The sequence below is a fragment of the Acinetobacter sp. AOR14_HL genome, assembly GCF_027855175.1.
Lineage (GTDB): Bacteria > Pseudomonadota > Gammaproteobacteria > Pseudomonadales > Moraxellaceae > Acinetobacter > Acinetobacter calcoaceticus.
In genome coordinates, this window is the sequence record NZ_JAKTII010000008.1 from 24275 (window position 1) to 44121 (window position 19847).

The window sequence follows — 19847 nt, forward strand, 5'->3', positions numbered from 1 at the left end:
TGTTGTGTTCCTTATTGTTTAACACGTTTAAAAATAAGCGAAGTATTAATTCCGCCAAAAGCAAAGTTATTGCTCATAATAATGTCAGCATCCAGAGTTCTTGGCTGCTGAACGATATAATCCAGATCGCCGCACAGTGGATCGACTTCATCTAGATTTAAAGTTGGAATAAAGCGACTACGATTCATCATTTCAATGCTCAGCCAAGCTTCAATAGCTCCACACGCCCCCAGCGTATGTCCAAAGTAGCTTTTTAAAGAGCTGATCGGCTTACGTCCCAAAACTGCTGCTGTCGCCTGACTTTCTGCTACATCGCCCTGATCAGTTGAGGTGCCATGTGCATTTACATAAGCAATGTCTTTAGCTTCTACAGATGCATCTTTAAGTGCCAATTGCATACAGCGACCCATCATTTCTGACTCGGGGCGAGTGACATGTTGACCATCAGTATTGCTACCGTAGCCAATCACTTCTGCATAGATATGAGCACCTCGAGCTTTGGCATGTTCGTATTCTTCTAAAATTAAACAGCCAGCCCCTTCACCAATCACCAATCCATCTCGCTTAGCATCAAATGGTCGTGGTGTTTTTTCTGGTTGGTCATTCATGCCACTAGTCGCGAACAATACATCAAAAACCGCGGCTCCTGCTGCACTGAGTTCTTCTGCACCACCCGCAATCATGACCTGTTGTTTGCCATATTTAATCGCTTCATAGGCCTGCCCAATGGCCATAGAACCAGAGGTACATGCACTTGATGTCGGTAAAGTTAAGCCTTTTAGACCAAAATATACGGTCATGTTCACCGCACTTGTATGGGCCATCATGCGGATATAAGTTGTTGCATTGATCTTACTCATGCTCTGATGAAGCAACATGCTTGCAAACTCACCCACGGCCTCTACACTGCCCGCAGAAGAACCAAATGCAACACCCGCTTCGCCACTAGACAAAATTTCGTTTCCAAGCAATCCAGCATCTTGCAAAGCAGTTTCTGCACAAACCACAGACATAAGCGCTACACGCCCCATACCACGGGTGACTTTACGGTTAAAATGTTTTGGAACATGAAAAGTTTCAACAGGTCCAGCAAGCTTGGTCCGGAGGTCAACATACTGTTCCCATTCCGGCATGTAACGAATACCACTTTTGGCGGCTTCAAATTGGGCAAAAATCTCATCAGAGGTTTCACCTAAAGAAGTAATCCCTGCCATTCCTGTTACAACAACGCGTTTCATCAGATGAGCCCCCCATTCACAGAGATAACCTGTCGGGTCACATAAGAAGCTTCATCTGAACACAAGAATTTCACCACACTAGCAACTTCATCGACCTGTCCCATGCGTTGTAACGGAATCATTTTAAGTGCATGCTCTTTGACTTCATCTGTCACCATTTCAGTTTCAATCAGGCCCGGCGCTACACAGTTCACGGTAATTTTTCGCTTGGCCAATTCGAGTGCCAAGGCCTTGGTCGCACCAATCAACCCTGCTTTTGCAGCACTGTAGTTGACCTGTCCACGGTTACCCATAATGCCAGAAACCGAAGATAGAGTGACGATACGACCGCCTTTACGCAAATGAATCATTGGCATAACTAATGGTTTTAATACGTTATAAAAACCATCTAAGGAAGTCGAAATAACTTCATCCCAGTCTTGATCTGTTAAAGCTGGGAAAGCACCATCATGGGTAAGACCTGCATTCAATACAACACCATAGAATGCACCGTGTTGCTCTACATCTTGTTCTAAAATTTGCTGAACCGTCTGGCGCTCAGTGACATCAAACATTAAATAATGGCTATTTTGTCCTAGCGCTTGAATCTCTTGTACAACTTGCTCAGCATCTGCCTGACGCGAACGTGCATGCACAGTTACATCAAAACCCGCCTTTGCAAGTTGTAATGCAATCGCTTTCCCAATTCCTCGACTTGAACCCGTTACTAAAATTCGTCTTGTCACAATGTATTCCTAATTCTTTGTGGTTATTCAAATGGTATTTCTGTTGGCTCAAATACACTTAACGTTGCCTGAATGCAGTGTTCAGCATATTGGATTTCACAGGAAAATTGCCCAAGTCCTTCATGAAAATATTGTTGTTCTATTTGAATGATCAATCGTGAACCTAAAGCAAAATAAGGGATCGGTAAATTTAACTTACGTGTTCCCAATAAAAAACCGACTTTTGGCGCTTGTTTTGACTGCTCACCTTGCCAGCCTGAATAAGCACTAATGGTTTGTGCCATAATTTCAATGCTTGCCCATGTCGGCAAACCTTCTGCTTCACAGAACATCAGCTCAGGTGTAATTGTTAGCTCTGCTTGCGCGCACCCTTCTGCAACAGCTGTTAAATGGTCAATAAAAACCATAGGCTGCTCATGAGGAATATATTGAATTGCATCAAGTTTCATTAGGGCTTCACTCCAAAAACAAGACTAATATTACTTCCTCCAAAAGCAAAAGAATTACTCATCACATAGCGGATGGGCTGTTTTAGTTCGGCATCTTGCACATAGTTTTGGTCAGCCAAATCCGGATCAATCTCAACATTTTGATGCACTGGCAACCAACTTTGATCTTTTAGAATCTGTTCACAAATAAAAGCTTCTATAGCGCCAGCTGCACCGAGGCAATGTCCAGTTTTGTGTTTGGTGCTACTTAAAGCAACTTGATAATCACCAAAAACTTGTCGTACTGCCTTAATCTCCATCGCATCATTTTGTGGAGTTGCTGTGCCGTGCAAGTTGATATAACCAACCTCTTGAGCTGAAATATGAGCCATATCTAGTGCACGTTGCATAGCTAAAGTTGCACCTTTGCCTTCAGGATGTGGAGCCGAAATATGCCATGCATCCATCGATTCACCAGCACCCATTAACATTACAGGAGCCGAGGCTTTACTTAATACAAAAAACGCAGCAGCTTCACCGATATTAATGCCATCACGTTTCACACCGCAGGGTTGGCAAGTCTGTTCAGATAAACTTTCTAGGCTATTAAATCCATTGAGTGTCAACTGACATAAGGTATCGACGCCACCCACCAGTACAACATCGGCTAAATCTGCATGAAGTAATCGCTGACCCGCGGCTAATGCTTTAGCGCTTGAAGAACAAGCGGTTGAAATAGTATAAGCTGGCCCTTCCCATCCTAAGTACTGCTGCAATGCTTTTGCTAAACAGCTCATTTCTTGTGGATAGTGAGATATTGAAAGATCGGTTTTCCCTTGAAAATATTGCTTAAGTAATAATTCATTATCTGCAATACCTGAAGTGGATGTGCCCACCACAATGGCCAAACGTTTATTTTCAAAGGATGCCGTATAGTCTCTTAACGCTGCTTCGATTTCAGATAATGCAGTTAATGCAAAACGTAGATTACGTGAATCTACAGACTGTAAGGTATCTGGTACATTCGAGCATAATGGATGTGTATATTGCCCCACCCAAACATTACGATCAGCAATTAAATCATCTCGCAAACTTAAGGTTTGCTGTGGCTGTTGTAATACCTGTTTGATTTGATTAAGTTCGCAACCTAATGCAGATAAACCGACACTTAATTGTATGCCTACTGCCATTGTGGCTGCATTTTCTGAAGGTAAATGTTTCATGGTGTAGGACTTTCTTCTGTTTGCAACGTATTTTCAATCGAACTCAGCGTCATGGTATAAGGGACTTGTTGATTAATCAATTCAATGCTTCCTTGCCCCTGTTTAAGCTGCAACACAGGCTGCTTTTCAATATAAACAACCTGCATGCCTGCTTGTTGTTTCATCTCTACAGCTTGCTGTCCTAAATGTGAAAATTGAGGGTATGTCGCAAACATAAGATCACGCACCACAAACTCAAAAGGCAATAAACGCATTTGATCAATACGTTGTTCAACATGAACCCGATGTCCATCAAACTGTAACTTAAATAATTGTTGACCTGTCAGGCTCAAAGCCACCATATCCAGTACAGCACCCTTTTGCTGTTGGTATAACAAAAAGCTAAAACTTTGCTGCTTCCACTGAACTTCAACCTGATCTTGCCGTTGATAAGCTTGTGCCTGCCATAGTGGGCTTTGCAGCCCTTTGGCGTGTGGCATGACCTGACAACCATTTAAAAATATAAAGCTACTGAGTAATATCGTTGCCCATTTGCGTTGCATGATTACCCCTCAAGTGCCTGTTCTTGTGCCAAGCCCTCACGACAATATTCTGCCAAAGTAGTAAGTCTACGTTTGGCATTTTTATGGATTGGATTTTTTTCATCCCACGCATAACCCGCCAGTAATGAAGAAATCATACGGCGAATGCCTTCATTCTGATTTTGTGAGAACACTACATCTTGAAACTCGCCTTCATACCATGACTCAACATAGGCACGAAACACCTGAATACCGCGGCGTAATGGTTTTTCATATTCTTGCAACCAGTCTACCTGCTCACCTTGCAAGACACGCTCAACCAAAGGTACAGCCAAGCTGGAAGATTTTAAAGCGATCGTCACACCCGATGAAAAGACGGGATCTAGAAACTCACCCGCATTACCTAATAGTGCATAGTTGCGGTCTGCCAAGTGTTTTACATTCGCTGAGTAGCCCACCAAGGTCCGCACTGGTGTATCAAATCTTGCACGGTGCAATACATGTGACAAGCTTGGCTCATCGGCTAAAATACGCTTAAACATTGCCTCAGGTTCATTATCTGCAGCATTTTCGACCGTATATTTGTCAAAAAAATCTTGTTCTGCAACCACACCAAAAGAAGCACGACCATCTGCAAATGGAATGAGCCAATACCATGCACGATGATCTTTTTCGTGCACAGTAATTAAAATTTTATTGCGGTCAAACTCAGGGTCGTCTGTAATTCCATCTTCAATATGGGTAAACAGTGCACGACGTACCGGAAAGTTTGATGGACTCTCTAAATCTAAAAGCTTTGGTAAAATCCGCCCAAAACCACTCGCATCTAACAAAAACTTGGTTTGAATCTGATAACGCTGTTGTTCTTCATCCAACACTGTAAGTAAGGGTTGTTCTAATGCAACATCAACATCTAAGACCTCATGTCCGAAGCGTATGTCTGCGCCATAAACTTGAGCCTGCTTTGCTAGCAAATTGTCAAAATCGGCACGGCGAACCTGCCAAGTCGTCCCCGGTCCATCCGTAAATTTTTCTGTAAAGTCATAAAAACTACGCTGTTTACCGCGTAAAAAAGCCGCGCCATTTTTAAATTGAAAAGCGTATTGATCAACATGCTCACGGACCGTTTCGAGTAAACCAGCTTCTTCTAAAAATGCCATAGATTGCGGTAACAATGACTCACCAATCGAAAAACGCGGGAAATGCTGTTTTTCAATGACCGTAACGGTATAACCCTTTTTTCGAAGAAGTGCCGCAGCAGAACTACCTGATGGTCCAGCCCCAATAATTACGACGTCAATTTTTTCTATAGTGCTCATAGCACAACTTCCTTTTTAATTTATTCAAATTATGAATGGTCTTGTAAATTCACGATATGTTTTTCATCTGCGGGGGTTAATAAAGTCGCATAGATAAACGAGAAAATAACCCCGAATAAAACCGTTAAACCAAAACAATGAATTGCGTAAGTATGGCTAAATGAAAGTAATCCAAAGCCAAGTAAGGTTGACATCATACATAAAAATAACGCCATTCCAACCACTTGCGGGTGATCATGTCCATGTCGGTAAAAAATTGCATAGTCGACTCCAATCCCGATAATCAAGAAAGTTGCCATAATACTAAACAGGTTAATCTCGACACCTAACCATGCCTGAACAGCAAAAGTGCTCAGTAATGCCAAGCTTACTGGCAGGACCAAAGGCACAATCGAACTTAGTCCATAAATAAGCGCCAAACCAACCGCCAGACCAATTAAGGCATAAATCAGAAGATGCTGAGCCTGAACTCGATGTTCAGCAAACATTTGCGACATTTCGGTAATAGGTTGCTGGAAATGTATGTGATCATTCTGAAGCTGCTTTAACACTTCAGGCTGTTTCACTCCTGTCACCATCACTAATCGTTCACTGGCTTGAGGCTGTAAAAAAGCTAAAGGATGGTCTTTAAATACCGAAAAATCTAATAGTGGTTGTGTTGCCAGTTGCTGTTGCCACTGTAAAACATCAGTGACATTTAGCCCCATACTTTGCGCATATTGCTGCAAAGTCGCTGTTGGAATATTTCTTAATAGTTGTACATTGTTTTGCTGCTCTGCCAATGGTGGAATCCATTGCCCCAAAGCTTGAAATGCACTGATTTTTCCTTTTGCTTGCAACTGTTGTAATTGCCCTATCAGTTGCTGCTCTTGTTGCTGCATTTCATTTGCAGAGGCTGCTCGTACTACAAAATAATCACTGCTTTGTTGCTGGCCAAATTGCTCACGAACCGCTTGGTCTTGCTGTTTCAGACTGGCATCCATACCTTGTAAATTACGAATATCATCGTTACTTTTAAGATAGAAAAGACTCACCGTACCTACTGCTAAAACGGCTGCAATCAAGGCATAACGTATCTTAGCTCGCTGCTGAAACCATAACCGTGCTTGTCCAATCCACGACAGTGCTTTTATTGCTGGCTGGGCATTGAGTGCAGGTAATCTTGGTAATAACAATACACTACTAATCCAAGCCGCAGTTAATCCTACAATTGAAAAGACTGCAATCTGCTTGAACCCAGGAAATGGGGTAAAACTCAAAAAGATGTAAGCAACCAATGTGGTCATTAAGCCCATAAACAAACTTGGTAATAGCGGTTTTAAAATTTGAAAACCACCAAGCTTTCTATGCTGCGATTGCATCGCCATAAAATAAAATGAAAAGTCGACACAGACACCAATCAGACTTGCACCAAACACTAATGTCATCAGGTGAATTTCACCAAACACCCAATGTGTGACCGCAAATGCCACAAAGCTTCCAGTCGAAACTGCAATAAACTCGGTCGCTAAAGGTCTCAGTGAGCGAAAGCCGAACCAAACCAGAAAAATTAAGCCCAGTGTCGAACCTACACCAATGGTTGAGATTTCCTGTTTAGCTGATTGCGTCCCAAAATTTGAAAATAAAATAGTTCCAGTCCAATGAGATTTTAATCCCATTGCAGCTAACTTTTGCTTAGTTTGCTCAATCCAGTTCGATACTTGTTCTTGATAATCAATATTGTATGGACTTTGCGTTAACTGTAATACGAAAAGCCGAGAGATACCTTGCTCATGATGAATCGTGGCAAAGCCCTGTTCCATTTCAATATCTTGTTGTGACGGATTCGCCAACTGCATGGCATAGCGAGGAAACAACAGTAGCGGGTCTTGCTTAAGTGACTCAGCAGTGACAGGCATGCCTGGACTCATCATCTGCATCAGGCTTTGTTCAGTCAGCGCAGCATAATCCTTTTTTTGCAATAAGGCTTGATCTTGAGCACTCAACAACCCTGCTCGATGTTGATACAACTGTTTTGCAAATTGATCAAAATCAAGCTGTGGTTTGAGTGGCTGCCATAGCGTACTTTGCTTCGCTTGCGCTGTTAAAAAACTTGTCGCCTGTTGTATCGCAGCTTCATCTTTAGCATCTATAACAACAAATACTTTATTGTTAAGTTGCTCGTTCATGTACTGCTGAGTACGTGCAAGTTCTGGGTCTTGTTGAACTTTAGGCAATAACGCAAAAATATTGGTTTGAATATGAATATCTTTGTTCAGCCAAGTCACGCCAAGCCCCACTGCAATGAGCAGCAGAGCAATTAACCAAAGTGCAGTGAACTTATTTTGCCAGTTGGAAAAGCGCATGCTCAGCAGCCGTTAGAGTCGTCGGTTGAGAAGTCTGGTGACTAAAACGAATGGTAGTCAAATTATTGGCTTTTTCGGTAATCACAATTTGATTGACGTACTGTTGACCTTGAGCATCAACACGCACAAATAACTTTTTAAACAAGCTACTTTTCGGAGTTAAGCTCATGCTCCAACCCGCTGGACTATAGTTCGCACTTACTACATTAAAATTCTTTGCCAAGGCTTGTTCATTACCTGACATTAACTGCAAAAATAAAGTTGCTACAGAGCTATAAGGTGATTGATCCACCTGAATTTGGCTAAATGTACGTTGCGTTTTTTGCACTAGTTTTGTTGGGGTAACAATCAAATCTGCTTGTACTGGCCGTTTGATTTGCCATGCCACGCCATAAGATTTTGCGAACAATAACGAGCCATTCGACACAAAGGTTTTATTCAATGATGGCAGTTTTTTTTGCTGTTCGAAATCAGCACGAACTGTAGGAGATTGCGACAATTGCTGAAAAATTTGAGTGATCTGTGGCGGTGCAGCATAGACCGAACTTAAACTACCCATCCAGATCGAAGCACCTAAACCTAAAGTTTTGATGAATTGAGACATCACATATTCCTCTTCGGTTGAAACTCAGACCACGCATTCAAACGATCAAACAAAACTTGAGGTGACTGGAAACACATTTCACGAGCTTCGATATTCACCGCCACTTGAGTGGTATAACCTTTGGTTAAGCGTTTCCCAGACTCAGCATCAAAAATCAGATAATCAATTTTCAAACGGTTTTCCCATTCTTTTAAAATGGCGCGAACCCGAATCTTTTGTTCAAACTCAATACCGTATGCATAGCGAACATGGCTTTCAATCACAGGCCATGCATAGCCTGACTCTTTCATCTGCATATAGTTGTAATGAAATTGATCGAGCAATTTACAGCGCGCAATCTCAAAATATTTTAAATAGTGTCCATGCCAAACCACATTCATGGTATCGACATCATGAAATGGAATTTCAATGATTACATCTGCATGCATTGGCTCACCTTATCCCATAAATTCTGGTTGATTAAACAATTCAAGTTGGTCTAAACGATCAACAATCTGTTGTAATTCGGTTTGTAATGGTCGGTCTTCTTCGACAAATGCAAAGCTTTGTAAGGTCCATTGCATAAATGCCTGCAATGTTGGGCTTAACTGTGCTGTTAAACCTTTTAAATGAATTGCCTGCACACTAGCGCAGCAAAGTGCTGCAATTACTTGCTGGGTTAAGGTGATCACGCGGCTCGCATCACGTGCAGCAATGGTACCCATACTGACTTTGTCTTGATTATGACATTCGGTTGAACGCGAAAAAATTGAAGCTGCCAAAGTGTTTTTCAAAGCTTCTGCCGTCCACGCCGACACTCCGATTTGCACAGCTTTAAAACCATGATTCAGTGGTAAACGTTCAGCCGTTGCGCCCGTTAAATTACGTGGTAAACCATGATTCATTTTATGATCGACTAGCTGTGCAATCTGTCTATCCATCAAGTCAGCAATATTGGCAATCATAATTTTTAAGCTATCCATTGCTTGTGCAATGTGCCCACCGTAAAAATGACCGCCATGCAACACACGCATACCTACTGGATCAATCAATGGATTGTCGTTACTTGAATTCAGCTCATTTTCAATGAACTGACGTAACCATACTTTTGAGTCTTCAAACACACCAATAATATGCGGCGCGCAGCGCAATGAATAACGATCTTGCAAACGCGGACTTTGATGTGCTGTTTGTACTTCACTGTTAAGCCAGTCACGCAATTGCTTTGCAATTTGCTGCTGCCCTGGATGAGGTTTTTGTGCAAACAGTACTTCATCAAAATGACTTGGATTACCTTCCAATGCCAATACATTCAGAGCGGTAATTAAAGTACTCGCAAGTGCAATCTGTTCTGCTTTTTTATAGTTTAAACAAGCAATCGCCGTCATCACGGCAGTGCCGTTCATAAGCGCCAAACCTTCTTTAGGTCTGAGTGTTAATGGTTGCAAACCTTTTTCGGCATACACTTGAGCAACAGGGGTAATTTGTCCATCAATATAGACATCACGCTCCCCGATTAACGTTCCAGCAATGTAAGACAACGGCGTTAAATCACCGCTTGCCCCCACCGAACCTTCAGATGGAATGACTGGAATCACATTTTCATTGAGTAGCCAAACCAATCGTTCAAGCAATGCCAAAGACACACCTGAATAACCACGAGCCAACGAACATAAACGCGTCACCACTACTGCACGTGCAGTGATCACATCTAGGTTTTCACCTAAACCACAACCATGAAAACGTGAAAGATGCAGTGGTAGTTCATTAACCTGATGTAATGGCACTTCAACTAAACACGAGTCACCATAACCCGTGGTCACACCGTAAATGACACCTTCTTCTTCAAGGAGCTGATCGAGAAAATCAGCACCTTTTTGAATTAGGCCACGCCATGAAGATGACTTAGGTAACGCAACCAGACATTCGCCTCTTGCGACCGAAACGACATCTTCAATACTCAGTGGCTGTTCACCTACGGTTAACACACGCATGTTATTTCGTCCAAAAATTATAAAAATTAAACCATTGATAAGGGGCACGCAGACAATGCTGTTCTAATACGGCAACATACGTTTTAGTTATGGTTTGCATACTTTCAATACGGTTAGCACGCGGTAAATTTACCTGCTCGGCAATTGAATGAATATGAACTTGGAACTGTTGCTGCACCCGGTAGCAAAACACTGCAATGACAGGTACTTTCAGTAAATTTGCCAAGATCCATGCACCTTGTGGAAAGGCTGCTGATTCCCCTAAAAAGTCAACATGCTGGACACGATCTGACTGCACAGGTACACGGTCCGCAGCAACAATCACCCACTCACCCTGTTGCATTTTGTCTTGTAAAATCATAGCGGTTTCAATGCCCAACTCATCGACGGGCAATAAGCAAACATCAGCCTTATCATTTAGCTTTTTCAAAAACTCATTAAACTTGGTCGCATGTTTTTGATAAACCAGCACGTTAATTTTCTGGGGATGTTCTGACTTAATTGCCCGAAGCAATTCAATATTTCCAAAATGGGAGACCACAATCAGCGCCCCTTTTTGGTAGTGCCGAGAAAAGTTTTCATGCCCAAAAACTTCTAGATTTTGCTCTGAGATATGGCCTAGCCAACCTTCAATCTTATCTAAAATACATTCACCAAATTGCATAAAATGCGCATAGCTATTTGCCCAAGTTGGTTCGTGGGTAAAGGGAGACTGTGTTCCAGAAAAATGATGCAGTTTTTGTAAATAAATTAAGGAAGCTTGTCGTGCTGTGGCGGCAAACAGCCAATACCACATAATGACAAAGTACATCACCAACTTGCATAACCAACGTCCACCAAAACGGTAAAACCACAACATAAGCATGAGGGGCGCCATGCCTCCTCGCTCTTTAATGTCATTCCATTTTGGAGAAGCTGAATCTGACATAATTAACCTTGCAGCCTTTGTTTTAACAGCTTCGGTAAGCGAATCAGCATGCCTACAAACAAAGTTGCGTGTGCTTTACTCAGCCCCAAGTTATCTCGCCAAGCATGAAAATGGGAGATACCTTGTTCTGGATAAACAACAGGTGTCGGCACATTAATAAATTGGGTATTTTCCCATTTTAAACGCACCAAAATTTCGCTATCAAATCCCATACGTGGCTGAAACTTAGCGCTGTTCAAAACTTTAATGGTGCTCTCGAGTGGATACACTCTAAACCCACACATACTGTCTTTAATCTCAAAAGACAAACTATTAAGCCACACCCAAAAATGGGTAATGTAACGACCATACAACCGTTTTTTAGGAATAGATTCATCAAAGTACGGCTGACCAATCACCATAGCTTTGGGATGTTGCTGGGACTGTTCAATAAATTTAGGAATGTCATCCCAGTGATGTTGCCCATCTGAATCGAGTTGCAAAGCATGGCTTAAACCCAATCGATGTGCAGCACGTAATCCTGTAATCACAGCTTGCCCTTTGCCCTTATTCACTTCATGTTCAATAAGATGAATTTGGGAGTATTGATCGGCCAATGCCCGTAAAATCTGGCTACAAGCATCATCACTTCCATCATTCACCAATACAATCGGCAAATGGAAACGATCTAGATAGGCAATCAAGTTATCTAAATAATGGGGATGGTTATAAACTGGGATAACAAAGCCATAGTTGGTCTGCATTTTTAACCCTCGACTTTCGTTTGCAAAGCGAATAATAAACGCCCAGAAGCCAAAATCTGTTCTGAATCGCGTAGCTCAAAACTCACTTTATGCTCTTTTCGAGAAAGCTTAAGTTGTACAATTGCATAAGGACGGATCAGATTTTGAAATTTTAGCTGTTCATAACCCTGACACCAATTTAAGTCCGACCAAATTGATTTAGCAAAATGTTGTAAAAAACCTATTTGTCCGACCCCAGGATAAATCGGTTGTGTTGGGAAATGCCCTTTAAAACACGCTAACTCTGGTGGAAACTCAAGGCTCAAAATATAGTCATCTGAACTTTGAGACTGCGACAAAACCACAGGTTGTAACATAGGCTTAAATAGAGTCTGTAAATAGCTTTTATTGAGTTTAGACTGCGAGTTTTGCGGTAGTTGACTTAAGAAGCGCCATTGACGTGGAATCGCTATAGTTTCCAAGTTGTCTTTCAACTGTTGTTTTAAATGACCAACAAAAGCCGACTTACCTAGTTGCTGTAACTGTTCCCGTGCATCTTCTTTTAAAACAACAATACATCCCAATATTTGGCGATGCTCATGTTCAAGTACCAGTACATGACATTGCTGTACAGCATCTAAAGCTTGAATGCTTTGCTCGATCGCATCTAGGCTCAGACGCTTTTCTTCAAGTTTAACAATTCGATCTGTACGTCCTAAAAGCCTAAAAGTCTGACACGTTGCATCTGACCATGCTGCGCCATCACCTGTGGTAATCCAATCATCCTCATAGGCATGATTACTCTTTACCATGAGCTGTTGGTCTTCAATACGAATAGCCACATTGCTAAAAGCAGTCCAAGCATCCTCATCTTGAGCACGATGGGCAATACCACCTGTTTCAGAACTTCCCAAAACTTCAATAATCGGACGATTTAATAAAGGACGAACACCACTTTCCAGTTTGCCACCCGAACTAAAGACCATTTGGCATTGCTGTAAAATGACATCTGTGGTCCAGCGTTTTAATAATGCCGGACTTGAAATCAAATAATTGCTTAATCGCAATTTTTCTAATTGTTTTTGAGCCTGTACTACATCTTCAGGAAATGCCATTTGAGGGGAATAAAAACTTCGACCCGCTGCTAGTGGTAGCAATAATTTAAACAGTAGCCCATAAATATGTTGATGACTGACCGTTGCGATCGCAATTGCATGCTCATCGAAAGTAAAGCTCTGGCTTAATCCTTGAACTTCGTTGAGTAATTGTCTGAGTGTTCTTGGGATTTTTTTAGGTTCACCAGTTGAACCTGATGTATAAAAATAGAGTTGCGCCTGCTCTAGAAAAGCATCATCTAAGGTTAAAGATAAAGGAACAACTTTTTCAACATCTTGACGCTTTAAAAAATAAATCTGCTGCGCTGCGAAATCTTGTTCTAATTCGCGTACTCGATTTGGTGGTAAAAGTACCTGTTTTTCTGCTAACAAAGCGGCAAAAAATAAAACCAGAAATTCATAGCTGTCTGCTTCCCATAATGCCCAAGTTAAATTTTCCATTTGAGCAATTGCAGCAGCTTGTAAGGCAACGTCCTGCCAAAATTGAGTAAAACTAGTCGAATGTAGAGCAGCATCTATACAAAGTGGATGAGCTGAATCGATGAATTTTTGAAAATGACAGTGCATAGTTTTTAATTAATGATTTGAAGAATGTAAACGCTGATGTCGCTTACGCAAAATAAATTCACCAACGAACAAAATGCCCATTAGTACATACGAAATAAAGCCATTATAAATGACCCAAACCTGAGTCGATGTAAAAAGTACGGTGCTTAAAGCAATCAATGCATTACAGAAAAAGAAAATGCACCATACCTTAGTCACCTGTCTGGTCCACTGCACACCAGAAGGAGGTAAATCAGGTTCAACGAGTCGGGCAAAACGTTCAATCATAGACGGTGGTTTTATCAGTGTCAGTGCAAAAATAACCAATGCACCCAAACTCATGCCAACCGGATATAACTTTAACCAAGCATGATTATGTGACAGCAAGCTAAGACTGCCACAAACAATGGCAAAACCAGTTAAGGGCCATAATAATGAGTTGCCTTTACTAAAAAGTCTGACCACACCTAATCCGATGAGTAACACACTCACCCAAACAAATTGACCGTGCGTCAAACTCCAACCCACAATAAAGGGATACAACACAAAAAGTGCTGTAATCATCCCTTTAATCACGAGTTTCATTCAGCAGTCATATTCCGAATAACCGTCACAACATCCAGTACGGTTCGCACATTTTTAAAATCTTCAGGTTTTACTTGCTTACCCGTTAACTCTTTAATTTTTACAACTAAATCAACTGCATCAATACTGTCTACATCAAGATCTGAATATAAGTTTGAATCGAGTTGAACAGACTCAGGTTCAATTTCAAACAAATCTTCCATCCATTCGCGGAGTTTAGTTAATACTTGCTCTTGAGATAACATCATCACACTCCTTATGACTTCTGCTGTGCTTCAACTAAAGCAACTAAACTTTGGATTGATTTAAAATGCTGTTTGGTTTCATCCGACTCTGCATTTAAATGAATGTTGTAACGCTTTTTCAAAGCTAGTCCCAACTCCAGTGCATCAATCGAGTCTAATCCTAAACCTTCTCCAAATAATGGAGCTTCTGTATCAATATCCGCAATAGTGATATCTTCTAGTGCCAAAACATCAATAATCATTTGCTTTAGTTCATCAGCAAGATTGCTCATTTCAAGATAACTCTTCATCAAAAATTTTATAAAAACTACGACTTAACTGACGAACTTGTTTAGGTCCTACTGTTAAATCATCTAACAAATCTGAAACTTGTACAGCATCGAGTACTTTCACTTCGATATGAAATGGTCGAGATGGTACGTGGTACCATTTTTCATTCTTGGTTAATGTCGATGGTGTACAGGTAATAATTACTGGGCGAATTGGTACATTTGCACGAATGGCAATGTTGGCTGCACCGCGCTGAAATTCGTTTAGGGTCATCCCTTTTTCAGTACGCGTTCCTTCTGGAAAAATTAAAAGAGAAGCCGCATTATTTTCTTTCAGACGCGTCACACAGTCTTCAACAAATTGCTGAGAGCCTGCGTTCAAAATATAACCCGCGCTTTGTACAGGTCCTTTAGTAAAGGGGTTCGACCAAAGAGACTGCTTCACCACACAATTAGCCTGCTGCATCATACCAATTAGTACTACAACATCAATCAAACTCGGATGATTGGCGATGACTAGCTCTTGGCGACTATTCTGTAGCTTTTCCAAACCTTCAACCGAATAAGTCATGATGCCCAGTTTGACCATCATTTCGGTAAAGCCTTTAAAGCTATACTTAATCACATTCTGCGCACGCTGCTGGCGCTTTTCAGAATCAGAGGTTGTGGCATTCAGCACGGGTGCAATGACGGTGGCAATTGCCATACCACCCAGCCCGAAACTGGCAAAACTAAAACCAGTTGCAGCCACACGCCAGCAATAATTACCCTTTTGTTTCAGATTTTTAAGATTTAGCATTTGTTCCACCCAAATGCAGATATTAACTGGTCAGCATCCTGCCAAAAATGAGCAAAAGTAGGAGCATCTGCTTCATCTGTATGCGTCCACGAAGTAATTTGTAAATTAGGTTGCTCTAGAGTAACGACAGCAGCAATCGCATAGGCAGGGAAATCGACCGCCTCAGCATAAATTTGGGGTAAGGGTTCATCATAGGCAACGACCAATACCCGCTGGATATCTTTCATTGACTTTAAAAGAGCATAGGCCTCAATCAAACTTTCAGTCCATGAACAGCTTAAGCTGGTAGATGGCGTGTCATCCTGGCATAAAATAGAATAAAGCCCAGAAATTGCATTATGAACAGACGTTGAGAATTGTGTAGGTGATGGAGTTTGCTCACTTAAAACGTCTTGTAAGATATTCAACGTTTTAGACTCGTCACCATATCGTGATACCCAAACTATATAATCAGCTTTACTGCCATCTAATGCACCAAGCGCACTATTTAAAGCAAGTTTAGCTAATGGCGATAACCGTCTACGCTGCATAGCTGGAATACAGTCAAGGGCTGTATATGAGGGCTGAGCATGTGTAAATGTGAGTTGAGCAAGATGTAATGTTACCATGCTAAAAGTGAACCCTAAGCAGCATTATTCTGTCGGAATATAAATTATTTTATAAAGATGCTGATTATAGCATTCGTTATGAAATTTACAAAAAATTACGTTTATCATTCACACTTTTTCATAACTCTTGGCACATGCTCATTTATTTGCAATAAAAAACCCAAAGAAGACTTTGGGTTTTTTAACTTTAAAAAGCTTAACGTTTAAACTTTTTCTCAGCTTTTTTGAATTTCTGTACATAACGACGTTTACGTGCCGCAACGCGCTCATCCACTTGTGACTTACGTCCTTCAAATGGGTTTTCCGACGTTTTAAAATCGACACGTACTGGTGTTCCTTCCAGTTTGTAAACTTTGCGGAACACATTCTCAAGGTAACGACGATAATCCGCTGGGGTTTTGTCGACTTTATTACCGTGAATTACGATCGTTGGTGGATTTTGCCCACCCATATGCGCATAACGCATTTTAATACGCTTACCACCAATCATTGGTGGTTGATGCGCTTCAGTCGCATCATTTAAGATTTGGGTTAATTTCGCAGGAGAAACTTTTAAGTGCGATGAATCATAAGCACGATGGATGGTTGGGTACATTTCCCCTACGCCAGTGCCATGCAATGCCGAGATTAAATGGACTTTCGCCCAAGGAATGAAGTCAAAACGACGATCAACATCCAACTTACACTGTTTACGATCGTATTCGGTCATGTTGTCCCATTTATTAATGGCGATCACCATGGCACGACCAGCTTCAAGTGCGTAACCAATCAAATGTAAATCTTGTTCAACTACGCCTTCACGGGCATCCAACACCACCACAATCACATGTGCATCTTTAATGGCTTGTAGCGTTTTCACGATTGAGAATTTCTCAATCATTTCATCAACTTTACCTTTACGACGCACACCCGCTGTATCAATTAATGTGTACTGACGACCATCACGTTCAAATGGGATATAAATAGAGTCGCGAGTTGTACCAGGTTGGTCAAATGCTACTACACGATCTTCGCCAAGCAATCGATTGACCAAAGTCGATTTACCCACATTTGGACGACCAATAATCGCTAAACGCAAACCTGTTGCTTTGTCATGCTCTTCTGGATTTTCATCTTCAGGTACGTCTACTAAGACATCCTCAAGCATTTGCTGTACACCACGTCCATGGCTTGCAGCAACTTGTAAGGGTTCACCCATACCAAGTTTGTAGAACTCAACCAACGCAGCTTCTGCATGAACACCATCAACTTTATTGGCAACCAAGTAAACTTTTTTACCCAAAGTACGCAGTTCACGGGCAATTTGCTCGTCCGAAGCCAATAAGCCAGCACGCGCATCAACCACAAAAATGATGATATCTGCTTCATTGATCGCTGTTTTTGACTGCTCGGCCATGTAGTTATCAATACCGCCTTCATTTTCACCAATACCGCCAGTATCAACAACAATGAAAGACTTATTCTGATAAGTCGCATCACCATATTTACGGTCACGAGTCAGGCCCGCGAAGTCGGCTACAAGTGCATCACGACTCTTGGTAATCTGGTTAAATAACGTTGATTTTCCGACATTCGGACGACCAATGAGCGCAATAACGGGTTTCATACAATAACCTTAATCCAAGACCAGCCATATCTCATGGCATGAGCATTAAAAACAGTACAGGAGATATATTTTAAGGTCAGAGATGACCATAATAAAAGACGGGGCTTTGAACTGATTTAATTCAAACACCCCGATATTTTTAACAGCGTAATTTGTTAAGCGCTTATTTTAGCACAAGCGAACGAAATTAACGATTCTGCCAAATACTTAAATCACCTTTTCTGGTCGAAACATAAAGTTGGTTCTCGATAACACGTAATGTATTAACTTCACCACTTGTTTTTGAACGACCAATTAATTTACCTGTTGTTGGTTCAACAAGATGTAATACGCCATCTAAATCACCTACAACAAGATCTTGTCCTAGCACAACCGGATTACTTAAATGACGGTTTAACAAACTATCATTTTCCCAGATTTTTTCACCAGACGCTAAATCGTAAGCTGTTAACTTACCATCTGCTGAAGAGACAAATACTTTATTGTCATAAACTTCTGGACGTTTAGTACTGCTCGAATCTTCACTCCAAACTACACGTTGAGAAGCAAGATCGGTTACAGTTACTTGACCTTGGAAACTGGTCGTTACCATAAACTGTCCAGCTACAGTAGGATCACCATCGATATCAATTAAACGTTGAATATCAGAACGACCTTCGCTTACTGCAACACGACGTTGGAACCGTGGAATACCACTAATCGTATCAATTGCATAAACATACGCATTCGCAGATGCAATTAATACAGTACGAGGATCAAGGCTCACCGGTGATGCTTGACCACGCAAACTAAATTGTACATTTGGTAATTTATAAGCCCAAACTTGTTGACCCGAAGTAGCATCATGCGCAAACACAGTACCATCATTTGCAATGGTAATAACGCGTCCAGATTGAACCAATGACGGGCTTAACAATGCGCCCGATAACTGTGCAGTCCACTTCTGTTCGCCTGTTGCTTGATCTAGTGCAAAGAGTTGCCCTTTACTATTACCAACAACAACAATTCCTTCAGCAGCTTCAACACCAGAGCTCAAGCCTAATTTGCTGACTTTCTTCTCCCAAATGCGTTGTTTACCACGATATGCAGCTACTTCGCCTTTTGGATCAAGCGTGAAAACCACACCGTCGCTTGCATCAAGTTGCAAACGTAATGGATCAGACTTATCAGTAGAAGAAACACTACGCGAAAACACTGGCGTTAAGGTCTTTTTCGACTCGGTCAATTTCGGTAGCGGATTAGGTTTGACTTCTTTTACTTTATTACTCGAACATCCCACCAGTACAGCCGATGCGATTGCAATTGCCAAAGGCAGTTTGAATTTCTGATTCATTAAGACTCTTCCACCTGTGTTTCCAAAATTGGGCGCTCAATCTGTGGATCTTCAACTAAAACGCCAACACTTTCGAGTTTAATTTGTAAAATTTGTCGCTCTTGTTTACGTTCTAGTAACGAATTCCAGGCTGCCTGATACGCTTTTTTAGCAGAATCAACATCTTTCTTAGCAACAAAGATATCACCACGTAACTCTTCTACCGTTGCTTTAAATGCTGGATCGACGTTACCAGACAAGGTTTTTAGTGCTTCATCATATTTGTTTTGCGCCAATTGTGCATCTGCTAAACGCAATTTTACAACTTGAATCAAACCTTCATCTTTTACTTTTGAATTTTCAACTTTCTTTAATGCTTTTTCAGCAGCAGCATAGTCCTGTTTTTCATAGGCTAATTTTGCTAATACAAACTGAGTCTGTATTGCCTGAACGGAGTCGATATCATCTTTTACAATTTTATCTGCCGACGCAGTTACCGAACTTAAGGCATTAGGATTATCGGCACTTGCATTTGCCTCATCCATTAACTGCTGTACTTTTGCAGTTTCTACTTGGCTAGTTGCCAGATTCTTTTTTTGCCAGTATGTCCACCCAAAAAAGGCAATCAACGCAATGAGAATTCCGCTAATCATGGCAGAACCATATTTTTTGGCGAACGACTTTAAGCTGTCGAATTGTTCTTCATCACTTAAGCTCATGTGATTGTCCTTTTCCA

Annotated in this window: 21 protein-coding genes; all 21 read right to left on the reverse strand. The window is 41.3% G+C overall.

Going from position 1 to position 19847, the window contains the following annotated elements; all coding sequences use genetic code 11:
- Positions 1–11 precede the first annotated feature (11 nt).
- Entirely contained in the window at positions 12–1238 is a 1227-nt protein-coding gene (locus MKL38_RS08430; protein WP_270903041.1) for a beta-ketoacyl-ACP synthase, read from the reverse strand.
- A complete protein-coding gene (locus MKL38_RS08435) occupies positions 1238–1963 on the reverse strand; it encodes a 3-ketoacyl-ACP reductase FabG2 (protein ID WP_005036897.1) in 726 nt (241 codons plus the stop codon). Before MKL38_RS08435 ends, MKL38_RS08430 begins: the two co-directional genes overlap by 1 nt.
- Positions 1964–1986: 23 nt before the next feature.
- Positions 1987–2412 (reverse strand): ApeP family dehydratase, encoded by a 426-nt coding sequence (locus MKL38_RS08440; RefSeq protein WP_270903042.1) that lies wholly within the window; start codon positions 2410–2412, stop codon positions 1987–1989.
- The gene (locus MKL38_RS08445; RefSeq protein WP_270903043.1) at positions 2412–3614 is read right to left on the reverse strand and encodes a beta-ketoacyl-[acyl-carrier-protein] synthase family protein; all 1203 of its coding nucleotides are present in this window, start codon (positions 3612–3614) and stop codon (positions 2412–2414) included. The genes MKL38_RS08440 and MKL38_RS08445 overlap by 1 nt, the downstream gene beginning before the upstream one ends.
- Positions 3611–4156, reverse strand: coding sequence for a DUF3261 domain-containing protein (locus tag MKL38_RS08450; RefSeq protein WP_270903044.1), 546 nt, complete (start codon positions 4154–4156; stop codon positions 3611–3613). Before MKL38_RS08450 ends, MKL38_RS08445 begins: the two co-directional genes overlap by 4 nt.
- Positions 4157–4158: 2 nt before the next feature.
- On the reverse strand, positions 4159–5454 hold the full coding sequence (locus MKL38_RS08455; protein ID WP_270903045.1) for an NAD(P)/FAD-dependent oxidoreductase: 1296 nt from the start codon (positions 5452–5454) through the stop codon (positions 4159–4161).
- Between the two features lie 29 nt (positions 5455–5483).
- Positions 5484–7799 (reverse strand): MMPL family transporter, encoded by a 2316-nt coding sequence (locus MKL38_RS08460; RefSeq protein ID WP_270903046.1) that lies wholly within the window; start codon positions 7797–7799, stop codon positions 5484–5486.
- Positions 7774–8403, reverse strand: a complete 630-nt coding sequence (locus MKL38_RS08465) for a LolA family protein (protein ID WP_270903047.1) — start codon at positions 8401–8403, stop codon at positions 7774–7776. The genes MKL38_RS08460 and MKL38_RS08465 overlap by 26 nt, the downstream gene beginning before the upstream one ends.
- Entirely contained in the window at positions 8403–8831 is a 429-nt protein-coding gene (locus tag MKL38_RS08470) for an acyl-CoA thioesterase (RefSeq protein ID WP_080026285.1), read from the reverse strand. The genes MKL38_RS08465 and MKL38_RS08470 overlap by 1 nt, the downstream gene beginning before the upstream one ends.
- A gap of 9 nt (positions 8832–8840) precedes the next feature.
- Positions 8841–10376 (reverse strand): HAL/PAL/TAL family ammonia-lyase, encoded by a 1536-nt coding sequence (locus MKL38_RS08475; protein WP_270903048.1) that lies wholly within the window; start codon positions 10374–10376, stop codon positions 8841–8843.
- Position 10377: 1 nt separating this feature from the next.
- Positions 10378–11304, reverse strand: coding sequence for an LpxL/LpxP family acyltransferase (locus MKL38_RS08480; RefSeq protein WP_270903049.1), 927 nt, complete (start codon positions 11302–11304; stop codon positions 10378–10380).
- Positions 11305–11306: 2 nt separating this feature from the next.
- The gene (locus MKL38_RS08485) at positions 11307–12047 is read right to left on the reverse strand and encodes a glycosyltransferase family 2 protein (protein ID WP_270903050.1); all 741 of its coding nucleotides are present in this window, start codon (positions 12045–12047) and stop codon (positions 11307–11309) included.
- Positions 12048–12049: 2 nt separating this feature from the next.
- Complete coding sequence (locus MKL38_RS08490; protein ID WP_270903051.1) at positions 12050–13708, reverse strand: AMP-binding protein; 1659 nt, start codon at positions 13706–13708, stop codon at positions 12050–12052.
- 9 nt (positions 13709–13717) lie between these two features.
- Entirely contained in the window at positions 13718–14272 is a 555-nt protein-coding gene (locus MKL38_RS08495) for a septation protein IspZ (protein ID WP_127493167.1), read from the reverse strand.
- On the reverse strand, positions 14269–14523 hold the full coding sequence (locus tag MKL38_RS08500; protein ID WP_080592314.1) for an acyl carrier protein: 255 nt from the start codon (positions 14521–14523) through the stop codon (positions 14269–14271). Before MKL38_RS08500 ends, MKL38_RS08495 begins: the two co-directional genes overlap by 4 nt.
- Positions 14524–14528: 5 nt before the next feature.
- Positions 14529–14789: a phosphopantetheine-binding protein gene (locus MKL38_RS08505; protein ID WP_000067033.1), complete on the reverse strand. Its 261-nt coding sequence runs from the start codon at positions 14787–14789 to the stop codon at positions 14529–14531.
- A gap of 1 nt (position 14790) precedes the next feature.
- A complete protein-coding gene (locus MKL38_RS08510) occupies positions 14791–15594 on the reverse strand; it encodes a lysophospholipid acyltransferase family protein (protein ID WP_209831544.1) in 804 nt (267 codons plus the stop codon).
- Complete coding sequence (locus MKL38_RS08515) at positions 15579–16193, reverse strand: beta-ketoacyl synthase chain length factor (RefSeq protein ID WP_270903052.1); 615 nt, start codon at positions 16191–16193, stop codon at positions 15579–15581. The genes MKL38_RS08510 and MKL38_RS08515 overlap by 16 nt, the downstream gene beginning before the upstream one ends.
- A 196-nt stretch (positions 16194–16389) precedes the next feature.
- A complete protein-coding gene (gene der / locus MKL38_RS08520) occupies positions 16390–17799 on the reverse strand; it encodes a ribosome biogenesis GTPase Der (protein WP_005036930.1) in 1410 nt (469 codons plus the stop codon).
- 187 nt (positions 17800–17986) lie between these two features.
- Positions 17987–19132 carry an outer membrane protein assembly factor BamB gene (gene bamB / locus MKL38_RS08525; RefSeq protein WP_270903053.1) on the reverse strand — a complete coding sequence of 382 codons (1146 nt, stop codon included), beginning with the start codon at positions 19130–19132 and terminating at the stop codon, positions 17987–17989.
- On the reverse strand, positions 19132–19830 hold the full coding sequence (locus tag MKL38_RS08530; RefSeq protein WP_004794712.1) for a YfgM family protein: 699 nt from the start codon (positions 19828–19830) through the stop codon (positions 19132–19134). Before MKL38_RS08530 ends, bamB begins: the two co-directional genes overlap by 1 nt.
- Between the last annotated feature and the right edge of the window lie 17 nt (positions 19831–19847).